The organism is Mycobacterium sp. (genome assembly GCF_025933915.1).
Taxonomy (GTDB): Bacteria; Actinomycetota; Actinomycetes; order Mycobacteriales; family Mycobacteriaceae; genus Mycobacterium.
In genome coordinates, this window is record NZ_JAICZA010000088.1 from 1 (window position 1) to 19,285 (window position 19,285).

The 19,285-nt window shown below is 67.7% G+C and carries 18 protein-coding genes, 1 tRNA gene and 1 pseudogene; 11 read left to right on the forward strand and 9 right to left on the reverse strand.

What is annotated here, in order from left to right:
- The 3 genes from Q0W90_RS15080 to Q0W90_RS15090 all read right to left on the reverse strand — a co-directional run.
- The coding region (locus Q0W90_RS15080; RefSeq protein WP_297775036.1) for a WXG100 family type VII secretion target at positions 1-213 on the reverse strand (213 nt) is incomplete at its 3' end.
- A 161-nt stretch (positions 214-374) separates the two neighbouring features.
- Complete coding sequence (locus tag Q0W90_RS15085) at positions 375-1,538, reverse strand: PPE family protein (RefSeq protein ID WP_297595185.1); 1,164 nt, start codon at positions 1,536-1,538, stop codon at positions 375-377.
- 61 nt (positions 1,539-1,599) lie between these two features.
- Positions 1,600-2,490 (reverse strand): PE domain-containing protein, encoded by an 891-nt coding sequence (locus tag Q0W90_RS15090; RefSeq protein ID WP_297775038.1) that lies wholly within the window; start codon positions 2,488-2,490, stop codon positions 1,600-1,602.
- A gap of 349 nt (positions 2,491-2,839) precedes the next feature.
- Here Q0W90_RS15090 and Q0W90_RS15095 point away from each other — a divergent pair.
- The 8 genes from Q0W90_RS15095 to Q0W90_RS15130 all read left to right on the forward strand — a co-directional run bounded on the left by Q0W90_RS15095 (position 2,840) and on the right by Q0W90_RS15130 (position 11,376).
- A tRNA-Leu gene (locus Q0W90_RS15095) sits at positions 2,840-2,913 on the forward strand.
- Positions 2,914-3,040: 127 nt separating this feature from the next.
- The gene (locus Q0W90_RS15100) at positions 3,041-4,261 is read left to right on the forward strand and encodes a class I SAM-dependent methyltransferase (protein ID WP_297775040.1); all 1,221 of its coding nucleotides are present in this window, start codon (positions 3,041-3,043) and stop codon (positions 4,259-4,261) included.
- Between the two features lie 98 nt (positions 4,262-4,359).
- Complete coding sequence (locus tag Q0W90_RS15105; protein WP_297775041.1) at positions 4,360-5,166, forward strand: hypothetical protein; 807 nt, start codon at positions 4,360-4,362, stop codon at positions 5,164-5,166.
- Positions 5,167-5,247: 81 nt separating this feature from the next.
- Positions 5,248-6,009, forward strand: a complete 762-nt coding sequence (locus tag Q0W90_RS15110; protein WP_297699996.1) for a DUF427 domain-containing protein — start codon at positions 5,248-5,250, stop codon at positions 6,007-6,009.
- Positions 6,010-6,405: 396 nt separating this feature from the next.
- Complete coding sequence (locus tag Q0W90_RS15115) at positions 6,406-7,500, forward strand: YncE family protein (protein ID WP_297595180.1); 1,095 nt, start codon at positions 6,406-6,408, stop codon at positions 7,498-7,500.
- A 397-nt stretch (positions 7,501-7,897) separates the two neighbouring features.
- Entirely contained in the window at positions 7,898-9,529 is a 1,632-nt protein-coding gene (locus tag Q0W90_RS15120; RefSeq protein WP_297775042.1) for a fatty acid--CoA ligase, read from the forward strand.
- Positions 9,530-9,591: 62 nt separating this feature from the next.
- Positions 9,592-10,482, forward strand: coding sequence for a class II glutamine amidotransferase (locus Q0W90_RS15125; RefSeq protein WP_297595177.1), 891 nt, complete (start codon positions 9,592-9,594; stop codon positions 10,480-10,482).
- 24 nt (positions 10,483-10,506) lie between these two features.
- A complete protein-coding gene (locus Q0W90_RS15130) occupies positions 10,507-11,376 on the forward strand; it encodes a patatin-like phospholipase family protein (protein WP_297700000.1) in 870 nt (289 codons plus the stop codon).
- Between the two features lie 26 nt (positions 11,377-11,402).
- On the opposite strand, the gene Q0W90_RS15135 is transcribed toward Q0W90_RS15130, so the two are convergent.
- Entirely contained in the window at positions 11,403-12,473 is a 1,071-nt protein-coding gene (locus Q0W90_RS15135; protein WP_297700002.1) for a patatin-like phospholipase family protein, read from the reverse strand.
- Positions 12,474-12,593: 120 nt separating this feature from the next.
- Entirely contained in the window at positions 12,594-12,965 is a 372-nt protein-coding gene (locus Q0W90_RS15140) for a lipoprotein LpqV (protein WP_297700008.1), read from the reverse strand.
- 210 nt (positions 12,966-13,175) lie between these two features.
- Between Q0W90_RS15140 and Q0W90_RS15145 the strand changes: the two genes are divergently transcribed.
- Together Q0W90_RS15145 and Q0W90_RS15150 are read left to right on the forward strand one after the other, a co-directional pair.
- Positions 13,176-13,793: a cysteine dioxygenase family protein gene (locus Q0W90_RS15145; protein WP_297775043.1), complete on the forward strand. Its 618-nt coding sequence runs from the start codon at positions 13,176-13,178 to the stop codon at positions 13,791-13,793.
- Entirely contained in the window at positions 13,790-14,227 is a 438-nt protein-coding gene (locus tag Q0W90_RS15150) for a rhodanese-like domain-containing protein (RefSeq protein WP_297595173.1), read from the forward strand. Before Q0W90_RS15145 ends, Q0W90_RS15150 begins: the two co-directional genes overlap by 4 nt.
- On the opposite strand, the gene Q0W90_RS15155 is transcribed toward Q0W90_RS15150, so the two are convergent.
- From Q0W90_RS15155 to Q0W90_RS15165, 3 genes are read right to left on the reverse strand one after another with little or no spacing between them, the layout of a single operon-like run.
- A complete protein-coding gene (locus Q0W90_RS15155) occupies positions 14,228-16,003 on the reverse strand; it encodes an alpha/beta-hydrolase family protein (RefSeq protein WP_297595171.1) in 1,776 nt (591 codons plus the stop codon).
- 9 nt (positions 16,004-16,012) lie between these two features.
- Positions 16,013-16,804: an enoyl-CoA hydratase gene (locus Q0W90_RS15160; protein ID WP_297775044.1), complete on the reverse strand. Its 792-nt coding sequence runs from the start codon at positions 16,802-16,804 to the stop codon at positions 16,013-16,015.
- Positions 16,805-16,817: 13 nt separating this feature from the next.
- Entirely contained in the window at positions 16,818-17,855 is a 1,038-nt protein-coding gene (locus Q0W90_RS15165) for an enoyl-CoA hydratase/isomerase family protein (RefSeq protein WP_297595168.1), read from the reverse strand.
- A gap of 236 nt (positions 17,856-18,091) precedes the next feature.
- Here Q0W90_RS15165 and Q0W90_RS15170 point away from each other — a divergent pair, with 236 nt between their 5' ends.
- On the forward strand, positions 18,092-18,943 hold the full coding sequence (locus tag Q0W90_RS15170; RefSeq protein WP_297595167.1) for a Bax inhibitor-1/YccA family protein: 852 nt from the start codon (positions 18,092-18,094) through the stop codon (positions 18,941-18,943).
- 196 nt (positions 18,944-19,139) lie between these two features.
- Here Q0W90_RS15170 and Q0W90_RS15175 read toward each other — a convergent pair.
- Positions 19,140-19,285: pseudogene (locus Q0W90_RS15175) on the reverse strand (acetyl-CoA C-acyltransferase); the annotation flags it as partial.

Consider the following 19,285-nt stretch of genomic DNA (forward strand, 5'->3'; position numbering starts at 1 on the left):
GAGCATGTTGACGATGTTGCGGAAGGCCTGGTTGACCTGACCCATGGTGTCGTAGGACGTCGCCTGCGCCTGGCCGCTCCAGCCCGCGCCGGCGATGTTCATCGACGACGCCCACATCTTGCGGGCCTCGTCCTCGACGGTTTGGGCGTGCACCTCGAAACGGCCCGCCATCGCCCGCATCTCGTGCGGGTCGGTCATAAAACGTGTTGCCATGTCGGCTGTCTCCTATCTTGAAGCTGCAGTTGGCCGAAGTCTTAACAGTTGTACTTGATGAGGTGGTGGCCGCGTCATGAATAGATTACGGCCTGCCGATTAATTGCTCGCCTCACACGGGCGACGTGTACCCCCTTATTTCCCGTATCTGCGGTCCCCTGTCAGACGACAACTTGCTTGGGCATGACGATCGGCTTGAAGCCGTACCGGGGTCCGGTGCCGTAGGCGCCGGCGCCCTTGGCGGCCGCGGCCGCTCCCGGCATGCCGGGCATCGCGGTGACAGGTTCGGCCTCGGCCGCGGCCGTCCAACCCGAGCCCTCGAGCGGGGCGGCGGACGAAGCCAATGACGCCGGGGCGGCCGCATTCCAGCCGGCCGGCACCGACAGACCGCCGACCGCGGAGGCCTCGCCGAGGGCCGCCGACGCGCCCGCGCCCGACACCGAGCCCACCATGGTGCCGGGCGTGATGGCGCCGCCGGCCGCCGGTGCAACAGAGTCGGTCAGCGAGAACGGAATCCCCGGCACCGTCCCAAGGGTCTTCCCCAACGACACCGCGTTCGGGATGGCGTTCATGGTGAACCACGCCCCCGTGTTCACCCCGCCGTTGATGGCATTGAAGACGGACGGCGTGCCGAGGAAGTTGTCGACCGACGACAGAAGGCCGTTGGTCGTAAAGGGGAGGGTGGGGGCGGCCAAGGGCGCCGCATTGGAGATGGGAGCTGCCAACGCCTGGACCGTGCCGCCCGTCGAGTCCGCGGCGAGCGCGGCGCTGTCCACGGACGCGGCGGTCGCCGGGTTGGTGGTCGACGTCAGTGGCGTCACCGGGGTAAGGACGCCGGCCGCCATCGAGGCGGCCTGATAGGTGGCCATCATGGTGGCGTCTTGGACCCACATCTCGGCGTACTGCGCTTCGGTCGCGGCGATCGCGGCCGAGTTCACGCCCAGGAAGTTCGTCGCGACGAGGGTCGCCAGCAACGTCCGATTGGCCGCGATCATCGGTGGGGGCACCGTCGCCGCAAACGCCGCCTCGTAGGCAGCCGCCGACGCGGTGGCCTGAGCGCTGGTCTGCTCGAGTGTCGCCGCCGTCTCGGTCAGATAGGACACGATGGGCTGGGCCGCGGCGGCCGCCGCTGCCGACCCACCACCGGTCCACTGCTCGGTGGTCAGCAACGAGATGATCGACTCCCACTGGGTGGCCGTGGCGCTGACCTCGGCGGCCAGGTTGGCGTATGCCGCCGCGGCGGCCATGAACGGAGCGGAGCCCGCGCCCGCGTACATGAGCGAAGAGGTGATCTCCGGGGGGATCGCTGAAAATTCAAGCACCATTTGTGTACTCCGCTCCCTCTCTCTGTTCGAATTCGACGTCTATCCGGGTGACCGTGACGGCCTAGACGGCCGTCGGTTTCGGCATGACGATCGGCTTGACGCCGTAACGCGGCGCGCCGAAGCCGGCGCCGTTGCGCCCCATCGCACCCACTCCGGGCATGCCCGGCACCACCGTTCCGGTACCGGCCTGCGGCGCGGCGGCGGTCCAGCCGACCGTCTGCAGCGGCGCGGCGCTCGACCCCACCACCGGGGTGGAGCCCGCCCAACTCGGCGGCACCGAGAGCTTGTTGACCATGGTTGCTTGGCCCATCGCGGCCGCCGGCATCGCGCCCATGCCCGTCACGCCACCGACACCGACGCCGACCGGGGCGGTATCGGTGGCCAGGTCCGCCGCGGCGGCCGCACCGGCGGCGTCGCCGGACGTGTCCAGTAAGCCGCCACTGGCCAGGCCGAGCAGGTCGGAACCGGCGGATGCCCAGTTCCCAACACCGATGTTGCCGATGTTCGCGCCGTTACTCGACAGGCCGAATATCCCGCCAAGCATGTTCGGGTTGGTGCCGTTGCCGGTGCTACCGAGGAGCCACGAAAGGTAGTCGAGCGGAGTGTTTGACGGCGCGGCAGCGGCAGCGACGGCGGGAGACGCGGCGCTCGCGAGTGCGGCCTGGCTCGCGTTGACGGCCTCGGTGTCGCCGTAGCTGGTGGAGCTGATGCCCAGGGTTTGCGAATACTGTTCCAGCAGCGCCTGCGCCTCGGCGGCGATCGCCTGGTACTGGGTCCCGTACGCCGAGAAGACCGCCGCCTGCTGGGCCGATACCGGGTCGGCGGCGGCGGGAGCGATGACCGTCGTCGCCGACGCAGCGCCCGCGTTTTGCGCTGCCAGATTACTGTTGATTCCTGACAGCAACGTCTCCGCGGCTAACATTTCTTCGGTCTGTGTTGTCAGAAACGACATCTGTTGCTCCTATGTTGAACGAGCCGACCCCGGTGTGGATCGCTGTGTGTTCACGTAACGACCGCTGTGCGTTGGCGTAACGCTAGCGACCCACAACTCCACGTTCCCCACCCAATGAGCTGGGGTTACAGTCGTTTACGGCTTCTTAACGACAAGGGCGGCAGTTTTAACAAGACCCTGTCGGCCGACATCCGGACGTCATCTGAACGCGGGCGCCGAAGGGGAGGAATCGCGCGCGGCGCGCGGATACTAGTGGACGTGCACCGGGGCCGCATGTTGGGCGTCTGGCTAATTTCGGGCGGGAGGCGATGCCGCGCGTTCGGGTTTCACGCGCTAGATTCGCCGCCGGGCCCCCATAGCCCAATTGGCAGAGGCAGCGGACTTAAAATCCGTCAAGTGTCGGTTCGAGTCCGACTGGGGGCACGGAGCTAGGCCAGCCCGGAAGCACTTCGGCACTCGGCACGGCTTCAGGACGGCCGAAGCGTGCCCGGCGCAGTAAGTTGGTCGCGACCGTTGTGCGATCTGCCACCGCGAAGGAGCCAGCGCGAAGGTGTCCGAGGATCCGCGGGCTGACGGCGTCTCCCGCCAATACGATCGCTGGGAATATCCGCCCCCGGTAACCGATCTCGAGCCGTGGACCAGAAACCACTGGGACTGGTTCGATCCCTTCTGGGCGCACCGGGTGCTGTGGCCGAACCGCGCATACAGGCCGGACCTCGACATCCTCATCGCGGGCTGCGGCACCTTCCAGGCGGCCGTTTTCGCCTTCATGAACCGCGCCGCCAAGGTGGTCGCGATCGACGTCAGCCGGTCCGCGCTGGATCGCCAGCAGTATCTGAAAGACAAGCACCAGCTGACCAACCTGGAACTGCATCTGCTCGCCATCGAAGAGGTGTCGGCGCTGTCCAGCGACTTCGACCTCGTCGTCTCCACCGGCGTCTTACACCATATGGCCGACCCCTTGACCGGGCTGACAGCGCTCGGTGGGTGCCTGCGGCACGACGGGGCGCTGGGCGTCATGCTCTACGCCAAGTACGGCCGGTTCGGCGTCGAGCTGCTCGAATCGGCGTTTCGCGACCTCGGGCTGTCGCAGGACGACGCGTCGGTGCAGCTGGTCAAGGAGGCGGTTGCGGCGCTGCCGGCTGACCATCCCGTCCGCCCCTATCTGCGGGGCGCGCGTGATCTGCTGTCCGACGGCGCGCTGGTCGACACCTTTCTGCACGCCCGACAACGCAGCTACACCGTTCAGGAATGTCTGGATCTGGTCGGCGCCGCCGGACTCGCGTTCCAGGGATGGCTTCGCAACTCGCCGTACTACCCGCACGACGCCTTCGCCGCGCCGGCGGGCCCGTTCCAGGCGGTCCTGAACCAGTTGCCGGACACGACGCTGTGGTCGGTGATGGAACGTCTGCAGCCGGCCAATGCCACCCACTTCTTCATCGCCTGCCGCCGCGAACGCCCGAAAGAGGACTATGCGATCGATTTCTCGACGCCGTCCTGCCTCGATTACGTTCCGCTGCCGCGCACGGCATGCCTGTTGTCCGGCGACGAGATTCACCTGCCCGGCGCCAAGCTGACGCTCACCCCAGCCCAGCTGCCCTTTGTCCAGCGCGTCGACGGCCGGCGCACAATCGCAGAGATCGTCGACTCCGTGGCCGAGGGCAGCCGGGAAGACAGGGGGCGCGCGCAGGAGTTCGGGCGCCAGCTGTTCCAGGCGCTGTGGCGTCTCGACTTTCTGGCGATGGCGCTGAACACGAGGTCGTCGGGTTAGCCGCTGAGATCGGTTGCGGGATGAGATTTACCACCGGACCAACACTTTGGGCCTGCCGCCGACAGCACCGCAAACGCCCACTCATACACTGACCCAGCATGGGCATGCTGTTCGGTCTCGCGCCGTGGATTGTGTATTGGGTCCTTGTCGGTAACGTTCCTTTTGCTGCCGCCGTGCTGGTCGCGCTGGCGGTCGCCGCCACCAGCCTGGGCCTGGCAGGTGTGGCGGGCCGGCGATGGCAGCTCTTTGATTTCGCTTCCGTCGCAGTGCTTTTGATCCTCGCCGTGCTGACCTTCACGCTGAGCCAGCCGTTCCTCGAGCGCTGGATCCTGACGCTGAGCAACGCCGGGATCTTCCTGGCGACGCTGGTCGGGATGCTGGTCGGCAAGCCGTTCGTGGCCGAGTTCGCCGCGGCGGAACAGCCTCCCGACGTTGTCAAGACCGAGCTGTTCGGCCGGATCGTCACGACGCTCGGCTGGATATGGGTCGCGACGTTCGCCGCGATGACGGTGTCGTCGGCGATCCCGTCGATCGTGCAACACCCCGCCGGGCCCGCGGGGACGACCGCCGCGTTGATCCTGGACACCAAGACCCCGCTGTCGTTCCTCTGCTACTGGATCATTCCCTTCGGGCTGCTGGGTCTGGCCGCGGTGGCGTCGCGCTTGCTGCCCGACCGGATGCTGGTCGGTATCGACGACGTGGCGCGGGAAACCTCGTTCGTCGCCTACGACGAGGCCACCATCGATGAGCTGTACTTCCTCGCCCAGGAACACGCCAACCGGGAGGCGGGCCCGGGTAAGGAGGCCTACGCCGTCAAAGTCGGCGGGATGGGAACCCCGTTGACCGGAGACGAGTCCCGAAAGTCGTGGCCGTCGACCTATAAGGTGCGCGACAAGCGACACTGAACCGGCGAAAAGGAGTCGCGATGAACCTCCCACCAGGCCGTGCCGCGCGCGGTGGCCCCTCCAAGGACCAGTAGGCCGACGATGACTGACTATCCACAAATGGCCGCCGCGCGGGGCAGGATCGAACCCGCGCCCCGGCGTGTCCGCGGTTATCTCGGCGACGCGCTGGTCTTTGACACCACCGCCGCCCGATACGTGTGGGAAGTCCCTTACTACCCGCAGTACTACATTCCGCTGGCCGATGTCCGTACCGAATTCCTGCGCGACGAAAACCACGCCCAGACAGTGCAGTTCGGCCCGTCACGGCTGCACTCCCTGGTGGGTGCCGGCCAGACACATGAGTCCGCCGCGCGGGTCTTCGACGCCGACGGCGACGGCCCACTGGCCGGTACCGTGCGGTTCGAATGGAATCCGTTGCGCTGGTTCGAAGAAGACGAGCCGATCTACGGTCACCCGCGCAACCCCTATGCGCGCGTCGACGCTCTGCGCTCGCACCGGCACATCTGGGTCGAGCTTGACGGAATCACCCTGGCGCACACCAACTCCCCGGTTCTGCTATTCGAGACAGGCTTGCCCACAAGGTATTACATCGATCCAACCGATGTCGACTTCGCGCATCTGCAACCCAGCAGCACGCAGACGTTGTGCCCCTACAAGGGAACGACGTCAGGCTATTGGTCGGTGCGTTTGGGTGACGCCGTGCACGAAGACCTGGCGTGGACCTACCACTATCCGGTGACTGCCGTCGCCCAGATCGCCGGTCTGATCGCCTTCTACAACGAAAAACTCGACATCGTCGTCGACGGGGCCAGGTTGACGCGGCCGCAGACGCAGTTCAGCTAGCGTCGACGACCAAACCCTGGCGGTGTGATATTCGCCTCGTCGCCGGCAAATCCTGAGATTTCCTTACTAACGCATCGGTAGAGCGCAAACGCGGATCGTTAGCGGCGCAGGCAAAACCCGCCGGAAGAGGGTTTGCAACGGTTTCGCTACGGGTAAGCGACTGCGATACAGCGTGATTGGAAGTCTGAGCAGAACCTGAGTGCGTGGAGTGACGTAGCTAACGTCGGGCATTTTTGAACTGCTTTGAGGCGAATTTCGGTCAGTAGACTACGAAAACCAGTCTCGTCAGCGCCTTTCGGTGCTGAAGGCCGGTGGATCCGGCGGCCAGATAGTCGCGTGCGTGCGACGTCCTCACTTTGGCCCCGGGCCGACGAACACAGCAAAGGCGGTACCAGCGTGAGTGATGCATACGACCATAAGGCGGCCGGCTTCGAGGTCGACGACACCGCGGTGGTTCGCGTCCCGGTGCACAACGGTCCGATCAGCGACATGGACATCAGCGCCGACGGGCGCCGGCTGCTCGTGACGAACTACGGCCGCAACGCGGTATCGGTCATCGACGCCCACACCCTTCGTGTCTCGAACATCGTCGCCGGCCTCAGCGAGCCGTCCACCGTCGCCATGAGCGGCGCGGACGCGAACTACGCCTACGTCAGCACCGCCACCGCCGCCTATGACGCCATCGAAGTCGTCGACGTCGTCACGAACTGGCGGATCGCCACGCATCGGCTCGCGCACAGCGTGAGCGACCTGTCGGTGAGCCGCGACGGGAGGTACCTCTACGCCAGCAGAAATGCCGTTCGCGGCGCCGACGTGACGGTCCTGGACACCACCACGGGCGAACTCGAGGTGGTCGAACTGTCCACCGCGCCCGGCACGACCACCGCATGCGTACGGGCCAGCGCCGACGGGCGCCGCCTGTACGTCGGCGTCAACGGGCCGAACGGCGGCAGCCTCGCCGTCGTGGAGACCCGCACCCGCTCCGACGGTGGCAGGGTCGGTGGCCGTTCGCGGATCGTCGGCACCATCGAGCTCGGGTTGCCCATCCGCGACGTGGCGCTGAGCGACGACGGCGGCACGGCGTATGTGGCAAGTTACGGTCCGGTGGTGGGCTCGGTGCTGGACGTCATCGACATCCGGGCCAACAAAATCGTCAAGACGCGCAAGATCGACGAGATCACCGGGCCGTTGACGCGCATGGCGCTCAGCCGCGACGGCGAGCGCGCCTACCTGGTCGGCGCCGACCGCGTCACGGTGCTCGGGACCCGGATGCAGGACGTCGTCGGCGAGGTCACGGTATCTGAGGACCCGTCCTGCGTGCTGGAAAGCCCCGACGGCAGCCACCTCTTTGTCGCCGACTATTCCGGTGTGGTCACCGCGGCGCGGATTGCCTCGGTACCGGCGCCGCACAGCGGCGCTGCGGATCACGGGGACGTGCCGGCCGGCGGCTGGCTGTTCGATGTGCCGCAGTGGGAGCCGGCGTTGGCCTGAGCGGCTCGACACCGAACGGCGCGGCGCGGAGCGGCGCGGGGTGGCGCCCGGAGTGTGAATCCTCGCCCTTGAGTGTGAATCCTCGGCGGGGATTGTCGTGTCGCCGCCCAGCGTTCACATTCAAATCCCAGTGCGCACACTCAACGGAAGTGGGCGTCGGAAACCTCCCAGGATGCACACTCAACGGAAGAGCCAAAATCGTGCTGCTCCAAAGCCGTGCCGGCCGAACGGGATCCACGTCCTCCATCGTCAGCCCTGACGATGTCTGTCACGATCGCCGAATTCGGGCTTAGGGTGGGAAGCGGTCGGCGGCCTATCACCGTCGGCCCGGGATGCGGGCACCGCATTTCGCGGATTGGCACAGGCAGTGCCGCGCGGAGAACAAGGCGGTACATCGATGGACGGCACGATGCAGGACTATCCGTTGACCATCACCGCGATCATGCGCCACGGCTGCGGTGTCCACGGGGACCGCACGGTCACCGCCGCCACCGGGGAGGGCTACCGCACGACCACCTATCGGGAACTGGGCTGTCAGGCCGCCCAACTGGCGAATGGATTGCGCCGGCTCGGGGTCACCGGTGACCAGCGGGTGGCGACATTCATGTGGAACAACACCGAGCACCTGGCCGCCTACCTGGCGGTCCCGTCGATGGGCGCCGTTCTGCACACCCTCAACATCCGGCTGTTCCCCGAACAGATCGCCTATGTCGCCAACGAAGCCGAAGACCAGGTGGTGCTGGTCGACGCCTCGCTGATCAAACTGCTCGGCCCGGTGCTGCCCGGCCTCGAGACCGTGCACACCGTGATCGCGGTCGGCGAGGGCGACACCGCTCCGCTGCAAAAATCGGGCAAGACCGTGGTGAACTACGCCGACGTCATCGCCGGCGAGTCGACCGAATTCGACTGGCCGCACATCGACGAGAACTCCGCCGCCGCGATGTGCTACACGAGCGGCACCACCGGCAACCCGAAAGGCGTGGTCTACAGCCACCGTTCGAGTTACCTGCACACCATGGCCGCGTGTACCACCAACGGAATTGGTGTCGGTGCCACCGACAGCGTGCTGCCGATCGTGCCGATGTTTCACGCCAACGCCTGGGGGCTGCCGTACGCGGCGCTGATGGCCGGCGCCGACTTGATGCTGCCGGATCGCCACCTCGACCCCCGGTCGCTGGTCGGGATGATCGAAGACCTGCGGCCCACCGTGACCGGCGCGGTGCCGACGATCTGGAACGCCGTCGGGCACCACCTCGAGGACGAGCCCGACCACGACATGTCGTCGCTGCGGCTGGTGGTCTGCGGCGGCTCGGCCGTTCCGGTGTCGCTGATGCGCACCTTCGAGGAAAAGCACGACGTGCAGATCCGGCAGTTGTGGGGCATGACGGAGACCTCGCCGCTGGCAACCATGGCCTGGCCGCCGCCCGGAACTCCAGCGGACCAGCACTGGGCGTTCCGCGGGACCCAGGGTCAACCGGTCTGCGGGGTGGAGATGCGGATCGTCGACGACGACGGCCAGGTGCTGCCCAACGACGGCAACGCCGTGGGGGAGGTCGAGGTCCGCGGCCCCTGGATCGCCGGCGCCTACTACCTGGGGCGCGACGAATCGAAGTTCGACTCCGGCTGGCTGCGCACCGGCGACGTGGGCCGCATCGACGGGCGCGGTTACGTCACCCTGACCGATCGGGCCAAAGACGTCATCAAATCCGGTGGGGAATGGGTCTCCTCGGTCGAGCTGGAGAACGCCCTGATCGGCCACCCCGATGTGGTCGAGGCCGCGGTGGTCGGCGTTCCCGACGAGCGTTGGGACGAACGGCCCCTCGCGGTGGTGGTGGCCAAAGAGGGCGCGTCGGTCACGGCGGAGCGGCTGCGAACGTTCTTGGCGGACAAGGTCGTTCGATGGTGGCTGCCCGAGCGGTGGACGTTCGTCGAAGAGATTCCGCGCACCAGCGTCGGCAAGTACGACAAGAAAGCCATCCGGTCCCGCTACGCCGAAGACGGTTACCGGGTGATCGAGGCGCGCGACTGAAGGATGCTCGCGGACGGTGTCCGCCGAGGAGCTGAGCCCCCGGACCATTACCGTGGGAAGCCATGTGCCGACTCTTTGGCCTGCACGCCGGGACGCACGCGTGCACCGCGACCTTTTGGCTGCTGGACGCGCCGGACAGCCTGTCCGAACAGAGCAGGAGAAATCCCGACGGCACCGGCCTGGGCATCTTCGACGAACGCGGACAACCGCACCTGTACAAGGAGCCCATAGCCGCCTGGCGGGACGCCACATTCGCGACCGAAGCGCATCGAATGACCGGCACGACGGTCATCGCCCATGTTCGCTACGCGACCACGGGATCGCTCGACATCCGCAACACCCACCCGTTTCTGCAGGACGGCCGGATGTTCGCGCACAACGGCGTCCTCGAAGGCCTGGACGTCATCGACCAGCGGCTGCGCGAGGTCGGCACCGCCGACCTGGTGTTGGGTGACACCGACTCCGAGCGAGTGTTCGCGTTGATCACCGGCTCGATCCGGGCCCGCGACGGCGACATCACCGCGGGCCTCGTCGACGCCATGCGATGGCTCGCCGACCACGTTCCGATCTACGCGGTCAACGTGCTGCTGAGCACGGCCAGCGACATGTGGGCGCTGCGTTACCCGCAGACCCACGAGCTCTACATCTTGGATCGATCCGACGATGCGGCGTCCGGAGAACGCGAATTCGACTTGCACACCATGCGAATTCACGCGCGATCAGAACAGCTGTGCGCCCGGCCGTCGGCGGTGTTCGCCACCGAACGCATGGACGGCGACCCGCGCTGGCGTCTTCTCGAGCCGGGCGAGCTGGTTCACGTCGATGCCGGGCTGCGCGTCACCCGCAGCCTGGTGCTGCCCCACCCGCCCAAACACCTGCTGCGCCGCGAGGATCTGAGCACCCCGGTGGAGGATTCGCAACACGCGTTGCCGAGCACCCGGAGGCCGGTCTGACGCCGTTTGGCAGAGTTGGTGAACGTGACGAACAAACGCGCCCTGGTGCTAGCCGGTGGGGGGATAGCGGGAATCGCCTGGGAGACAGGTGTTCTGCGTGGCATCGCCGACGAGTCGCCGGCGACGGCCCGGTTGTTGGTCGAGTCGGATGTGCTGGTCGGGACCTCGGCGGGCTCGGCGGTCGCCGCGCAACTGAGCAGCGGCAACACCCTCGACGAGCTGTTCGACCGGCAAGTCGCCGAGTCGTCGGCCGAAATCGATTCCGGTGTCGACGTCGACGCCATCACCGAACTGTTCTTGACGGCCCTGGGTGCCCCGTACGAGGAGCCGCGCGACAAGACCCGCCAACAAATGCAGCGGATCGGGGCCGTGGCGCTGGCGACCAAGACCGTCCCCGCGCCGGTGCGCCGCCAGGTGATCGCGCAGCGCCTGCCGTCGCACGACTGGCCCGACCGGACGCTGCGGCTGACCGCCATCGACGTCGCCACCGGAGAACTGACCGTCTTCGACCGCGAGTCCGGCGTCGACCTCGTCGACGCCGTCGCGGCGAGCTGCGCCGTGCCGGGCGCGTGGCCACCGGTGACGATCGCGGGCCGCCACTACATGGACGGCGGGATCGCCAGCTCGGTCAACCTCGTGGTGGCCGCCGACTGTGATCGGGCGGTGGTGCTGGTGCCCTCGGGCGTCGACGCGCCATCGCCGTTCGGTGCCGGGCCGGCCGCCGAGGTGTCATCATTCGCCGGCGCCGCGTTCGCGGTCTTCGCCGACGGCGACTCGCTGGCCGCCTTCGGACCCAACCCATTGGATCCGGGCTGCCGGATCCCCTCGGCCCTGGCCGGACGCGAACAGGGTCGCCGCGAAGCCGCGACCATCGCCCGGTTCCTCGGTGAGTGACGGGTTCGCTTGTCGCACAGGTCGTTTCAGCGTTCGATGGCGGGCGGGGCGGCATCGTCGCGCCCGGCTTCCAGAGAGTCCAGGGCATCGTCGGCGAGCGCACGGCCGGTGGCGATCACCTCTGCCGCCCGGTGAAATTCCAGCGCCCGGCACGTCGAGCGCGGAACCTCGATGAGCAGGTCGGGCGGGTAGACCGCCAGCGAATGGCGCGCCAACGCCGCCTGCGCGATGTCGATCGTCCGGTTCATCACCTCGAAGCTGCCCAACTTCGGCACCCCGGACACCGCGCCGGGCAGCTCACCGGCGTCAGCCTCGACCGCGGGCTGCGCCTCATCGGGACCGTCCGGCCAGTCGTCCGACTCGCCGCCAGGCCCGCCCAGTCTGCTCAGCACCGCCCGGGCGGTCGGCCGATCGAGCAGCGAGCGGACGGCGGCCGTGTCGAGCAGCGCGGAGGTGCTGCGCACCATGCGGGTCAACCACTCGACGGTGGCTCCCGGCTCTGCTTCGCGGTGGGTGATCGTCTCACTGCCGGACAGGCTCACCGCGATGGTCAGGTCGGCGTTGACGGCCGAGAGCGGGGCCATCGGCAGCGGATCGAGGATGCCGCCGTCGGCGAGTAGCCGCCCGTCGACCGCGTGCGGCGCGATCACGCCCGGGATGGCGATCGACGCGCGGATCGCCTCGTCGAGGGGGCCGCGCTGAAACCACACAGACTTGCCCGCCAACAGGTCGGTCGCCACCGCGGTGTAGGGGATTCGCAGTTCTTCGATGGCCACCGGACCCAGAATGTCGCGCACCGCGTCCAGGATCTTCCCGGCCCGCATCACGCCGGCCGCGCTGATGGACGGGTCCAGCAGCCGCAGAATGGTGCGCTGGGTCAGCGACCTCGCCCACTCGGAGAACTCGTCGAGCCGTCCGGCCGCGTGCAGGCCGCCGACCAGCGCGCCCATCGAGGAGCCGGAGACGCCGACGACCTCATAGCCGCGTGCTCGCAGCGCCTCGATCACCCCGACGTGGGCGTAGCCGCGGGCGCCACCGCTGCCGAGCGCGAGTGCCACCCGAGTCGGTGCTGATCGACGCGGAAGTTCGTCAGGCACCCCACCATTTTGCGCGGCGCGGGGGCGGCGGGGTCGGCGGAGCCCCGTCGACGGGCCGCGCGGGGACTTTTTTTCAGCCGTGATCCGAATTGCGCCGCGGCGGGCAGCCCGCTCGCGGCGCTACCCGCATTCGTTGTCGGCGGCCGCCCGCGCGGCGACGATCACGGCCGCCTGCCGGGCCGGGGTCAGCGTCGGCCAGGGGGTGTTCCAGCTGCCCGCGGTGCCCGACGGCGACGCCTGAAGCATCGCCAAATACGGCTCGAACAGCGACGCACCGGTCCTGGGCTGGCCGTCCATCCACACTTTTGCGGCGTGACAGGCCTGGTAATACTCCTCCTCGGTCGAATGCGCGGGGACATCGACCCTGGTCGTCACGCCGCCGGGGGAGATGCCGACGGCGCCCGCGGGCGCCGAACCCGGGGCGCCGGGGACCCGCGTCGAGGACGCCGGCGCGCCGTTGTGGGCGCCGTCCGAGCAGCCCGTGGCGGTCATCACAATCCCGGTCACGATGCCCGCCGCGATGCGCACCGCGGGGGCCGCGGCAACCACCGCGCCCCGCCGCCGGGGTCGACCACCGCGCCAGCGCACGGTCTCAATGTATGCAACACTGGCTGCCGTGATGGAGCGCTTCGGATTTTGCGAGTGTTGTCGGCCGTAACACGCCGCCGCCTGTCCGATCCTTTTCGCTCTGGAGTTCCCCCCATGTCTTTGTCCCTTGCCGGGGCTGCGCCCGTCATCCGTGCGACCGCACCGCGCCCACGAGCCCTGCCCTCCCCGTCCGCGGGCCCGACCCGGCTGCGGGTGCCTGATCTGCTCCACGCCACCGACCGCGCGGCCGACGATGTGCTCAGTGGGCGCTGCGACCACCTGTTGCCAGAGGGCGGCATCCCCGAGTCGCAGCGCTGGTTCACCCGCATCCACGGCGACGAGGAACTCGACGTCTGGCTGATCAGCTGGGTGCCCGGCCATCCGACCGAGTTGCACGACCACGGCGGGTCGCTGGGCGCGTTGACCGTCGTGTCCGGCTCACTCAGCGAATACCGTTGGGACGGTAGGGATTTGCGGCGCCGTCGGCTCGACGCGGGCGATCAGGCCGGGTTCCCGCTGGGCTGGGTACACGACGTGGTCTGGGCGCCCCGACCCGTCACGGTGCCGGTCACGGGGTTGCCGAGCGCAAACGCCGGGCCGGCGCGGCCGACCCTGAGCGTGCACGCTTACTCCCCGCCACTGACCGCGATGTCGTACTACGACGTCACCGACCGCAACACGTTGCGCCGGCAACGCACCGAACTGACCGACCAGCCGGAAGGATCGCTGTGAGCCGCATCGACGTCGTCTTGAGATCCGCCCGCCGCCGGTATCGCCGCCTGCCGGCCACCGAAGTGCCCGACGCGCTGCGGCGCGGCGCGGTGCTGGTCGACATCCGGCCCCAGGCCCAGCGGTTTCGCGAGGGCGAGGTGCCCGGTGCGCTGGTGATCGAACGCAACGTCCTGGAGTGGCGCTGCGACCCCACCAGCGAGGCCAAGCTGCCCGAGGCCGCCGGCGATGACGTCGAATGGGTGATCGTGTGCTCGGAGGGCTATACGTCCAGCCTGGCGGCGGCCGCGCTGCTGGACATCGGCCTGCACCGCGCCACCGATGTCGTCGGCGGCTATCACGCGTTGGCCGGCGCCGGCGTGCTGGGCCAGCTGGCCGCCGGTTCGACCGGCCCGGCGTTGGCGGACACGGGTGCCGGCGCTCGCCGCTGGATCTAGTTAGCCGTTGGAGTGCAGCAGCGGCCGCAGCCGGGCCGTCTTCTCCGGCGTCCACCCGGGCGGTGACAGCACCGCGGCCCAGCCATCGGCGACGCCGGCGACGTAACGATGACCGTGCCCATCGGGGACGTCCACCGCCACGGCCATGTCGGCCGAAACCTGGAGAAATGTGACGACCGGAATCCAGCGCGTCTGGGGCAGCACGTCATAGCCGCGCGGCTCCCGCAGCCAGTCGGGCTTGCTGAACACCAGGTCCGGAGTCCACCAGGCGATCGGATCGGAGGCGTGCTGCAGATAGACCACCCGCGGGTGATCCCACGGATCCTTGGGGCGCGCCAAGTTGCCCGGGCGCGCCACGAAGCGGACGTTGCGGCCGTCGTCGTAGATCGGCAGCCACTCGGGGGACCCGGGGTCACGCGTCGAGGTCAGATCGGTCCAGATGGTGTTTTGGAACGTCGGTCCGCTGAACAGGGCGCCGTCGGTGCGGGCGAGCACGTTGTTCAGGCTCATGAACGACGCCTCGCCACCGAACGAGCCGAGGCTTTCACCGAACACGACCAGCTTGGGGCGTTGCCCTTCCGGCAGCTGGCGGACCAGCCGGTCGACGGCCTCGAACAGCGCCTGCCCCGCGTGCCGGGCGTTCTCCTTGTCCACCAGGAATGACAGCCAGCTCGGCAGGAACGAATACTGCATGGTGACGATCGCGGTGTTGCCGTTGTACATGTACTCGAGCGCGCTGGCCTCCGCCTCGTTGATCCAGCCGGTTCCGGTGGTGGTCGCGACCGCGACGACGGCGCGCCGCAGTCCGCCGGTGCGCTGCAACTCGCGCGCGGCGAGTTCGGCGGTCGCGGTGATGCCGTCCGCGGAGTTCAGCCCGGCGTAGGCCCGGATCGGCTCGGCCGCCGCGGCGCCGTTGAACTTGGTCAGGTCGTCGACCTTGGGGCCGCCTTCGATGAAGACGCGGCCTTGGTGGCCAAGGGATTCCCACGACACCAGCGATTCGGGACCGCCGGACCGCAGCGGGGTCTTCGGCGGCGCGCTGTCGGGGTTCATCTCGTTGTTGGTCGTGGCGAAGGTGTTGTTCATGGTGCGCATGGCGAACTTGAGCACCACGCCGTTGAGCACGGCGATGGTCAACACGACCAGCAGGGTCACGACGATGGTCGCCGAGAGGCGAAACGGTACGAACCGGTCCACCTGACCGACCAGAAAGCGGACCAACCAGCGGATGAACTGGCCTATTTCGACCACCGTGAACAGCACCACCAGCGACAAGGCTCCCGACAGCGGGTAGTCGTACCAGTCCAAATGTGCCACGCCCATCAGGTCGCGCACGTCGTCCTGCCACACGTGGAACCAGATCGCCATGAGGACCTGGCCCACCACGCCGATCGGGATCAGCACTTTCCATGCCCAGCGTGGTGGCGGCGGACTGTCGTCCTTTTCGCGCATGAACCGCACCAACCAGACCGAAAAGACACCCAGCCCATAGCCGATGGCGCCGGAGAGCCCGCTGACCAGTCCCTGGAACAACGGGCCGCGCGGCAGCAGCGAGGGAGTCAACGAAAGCCAGATGAAGATCAGGCCGACGGTGGTGCCGGTGAACGTGTAATGTCGTACCCACCAAGGCTTTTGAGTCCATGGCAGGGTGGGCGCCGCGCGGCTGGGTCGAGGTGCGGGCCCCGGTGCCAGCGCGGCGGCCTCCGCGGCCTCCTCGGTGTCGTCCGCCGGTAAGGCGGCGGCGTCGATATTGGTCGCGGGACCCGGTTCGCTCATGGAAGCGTCCTAGCGGTGGGTGAAGTTCGGCGGGCGCTTCTCGACGAAGGCCGCCATCCCCTCGGACTGGTCCTCGGTCGCGAAAGTTGAGTGGAACAGCCGGCGCTCGTAGAGAAGTCCCTCGGTCAGGGTGGATTCGAACGCGCGGTTGACGGCCTCTTTGGCCATCCTGGAGGCCGAGCGCGACATCTGCGAAATGGTGGTCGCGACGGCCTTGGCCTCGGTCAGCAGGTCGTCGGCGGGCACCACCCGCGAAACCAGGCCGCTGCGTTCGGCTTCGGCGGCGTCGATGGTGCGCCCGGTCAGGATGAGGTCCATCGCCTTCGCCTTGCCGATGGCGCGGGTCAGGCGCTGCGAGCCGCCCATGCCGGGCAGCACACCGAGTTTGATCTCGGGCTGACCGAATTTCGCTGTGTCGGCGGCGATCAGCACATCGCACATCATGGCCAGCTCGCAGCCCCCACCCAACGCGTGCCCGGCCACCGCGGCGATCGTCGGGGTACGGACGGCGGCGAGTTTGCCCCAGGGGGCGAAGAAGTCGGCGCTAAAGGCGTCGGCGAACGTCAGCTCGGTCATCTCCTTGATGTCGGCGCCGGCGGCGAACGCCTTGGCCGAGCCGGTGATGACGATGGCCCCGATGCCGGGATCCTCATCGAAATCCGCTGCCGCGCTGGTGACCTCGTTCATCACCTGAGTGTTCAGCGCGTTGAGCGCCTTCGGCCGGTTCAGGGTGATGATGCCGACGCGCTGATCGCGCTCGACGAGGATGGTCTCGTAGTTCTTGGAAGTCGTGTCTGTCATCCAAATCGCCTTTCTAGAAACTCAAGTCGTCGTCGACCGGGGCGAAATACGCCTCGACGTCGGCCGCCGTGACGCCGGCCAGCTGCTCCGGCGACCACTTCGGATTGCGATCTTTGTCGATCAGCTGTGCGCGGATGCCCTCCACCAGGTCGTGTGAGCGCAGCGACGCCGACGACACCCGATAGTCCTGAACGAGAACATCTTTCAGCGTTTGAAGTTTGGCCGCGCGCCGGACCGCCTCCAGGGTCACCGACAACGCGATGGGGGAGCGGGTGGCGATCAGGTCGGCGGCCTCGTTCGCCGGGCCCGCGTCGTGCCCGCGAAGGGCCGCAACGATGTCCTCGACCGTGTTGCCCGCGAAGCAGTTGTCGATCCAATTACGTTGCGCCGCAAGTTCACTCGATGGTGGTTCGACGGTGTATTTGGCGAGCGCATTGTCGACGCCGTCGGCGACGATCGCCTGACGAAACGCTTCGACGTCGCCGTGCGGCAGGTAGTGGTCGGCAAACCCCATGGCGATGGCATCGGCTCCGGAGAACGGCGCCCCGGTCAGCGCGGCGTGCAGGCCCAGTCCGCCGGGCGCGCGCGAGAGCAGATACACCCCGCCGACGTCGGGGATGAAGCCGATGCCCACCTCGGGCATGGCGATCTTGGAGGTGTCGGTCACCACCCGGGTGTTCGCGTGCGCACTCACACCCACGCCGCCCCCCATCACGATGCCGTCCATCACCGCGACGTACGGCTTGGGAAATCCGGCGATCTGGGCGTTGAGCAGATATTCGTCACGCCAGAACCGCCGCGCCTCGACCCCGTCCCTGCGCGCACTGTGATAGATCGAGACCACGTCGCCGCCGGCGCACAGTCCGCGTTCACCCGCACCCGAGAGCACCACCGCACGCACCGCGTCGTCGTCCGCCCAGCCGGTGAGGACGGCGGTCAGGGCGTCCACCATCTGCTGATTCAGCGAGTTGATCGCCTTGGGGCGGTTGAGCGTGATCAAGCCGACGCTTCCGTCAACCTCGGTGAGAACCTCATCGGATCCGTCGGTCACGCCCTAGCCTCCCTCGAGCCGGTCCAGGCCGGTCCAGCCTCGAGGAAGAAATCTAGATCGTCACGACCGGCCCGGTATGCGCGGGTAAGGGTTATCTTTAACGCGACGACAACGGCTTAAGCCTTCAAAGGCTCCAGAACTCCAGAAAATGCCCAGCTCCGCTGGGAACCAGGGTGGGCCGCTGATCGTTGAGATTGTGTTCGCACAGCTCGAAGCCAATCAGAGAGGATCCGACGGTGCGGGAGACAAGCAACCCGGTATTTCGTTCGCTGCCTAAGCAGAGGGGCGGATACGCGCAATTTGGCACTGGCGCGCCCCCGATGCAGGGCTACCAAGCCGATCCCTATGCGGCTCCCTACCAGGCTCCGTACCAGGAGACCAGGGCTTCGCGTCCGCTGACCATCGACGACGTCGTCACCAAGACCGGCATCACGCTGGCCGTGCTGGCGGCCTCCGCGGTGGTCTCCTACTTCTTGGTGGTTTCGAACGTCGCCCTCGCGATGCCGCTGACCTTGATCGGCGCGCTCGGCGGCCTCGGCTTGGTGCTGGTCGCGACCTTCGGTCGCAAGCAGGACAGCCCGGCGATCGTGCTCAGCTACGCCGTTCTCGAGGGCCTTTTCCTGGGCGCCATTTCGTTCGTCTTCTCCCACTTCTCGGTCTCCACCGCCAACGCCGGGGTGCTGATCGGGGAGGCCGTGATGGGCACCTTCGGGGTGTTCTTCGGCATGTTGGTGGTCTACAAGACCGGCGCCATCCGGGTCACTCCCAAGTTCACCCGCATGGTGGTCGCCGCGCTGTTCGGCGTGCTGGCCCTGATGCTGGGCAACTTCGTGCTGGCCCTGTTCGGTGTCGGCGACGGGGCCGGCCTGGGCCTGCGCAGCGGCGGCCCGCTGGCGATCATCTTCTCGCTGGTCTGCATCGGTATCGCGGCGTTCAGCTTCCTGATCGACTTCGACGCGGCCGACCAGATGGTGCGCGCCGGTGCCCCGGACAAGGCGGCATGGGGGATCGCCCTGGGCCTGACCGTGACGCTGGTCTGGCTGTACATCGAGATCCTGCGCCTGCTCAGTTATCTACAGAACGATTAGCTCTGCCGCACAAAAACCGGCACGCCGATAGGCGTGCCGGTTTTTTCGTCTGCCTTTGTCGGGCGGTTCGGCCGTCGAGTGTGAGCTGACGGTGGGGTTGCCCCGGCGTGTCGCTGCCCAGGCTTCACGCTCAAAGCCCAGGATTCACACCCGCCGCCCAGGATTCACACCCGGCCACACCCGAGGACCGAACGGCTCAGCTCAGCCGCTCGATCACCATCGCCATGCCCTGCCCGCCGCCGACGCACATGGTTTCCAGACCGAACGTCTTGTCGTGGGTCTGCAGGTTGTTCAGCAGCGTGGCGGTGATGCGGGCGCCGGTCATCCCGAACGGGTGCCCCA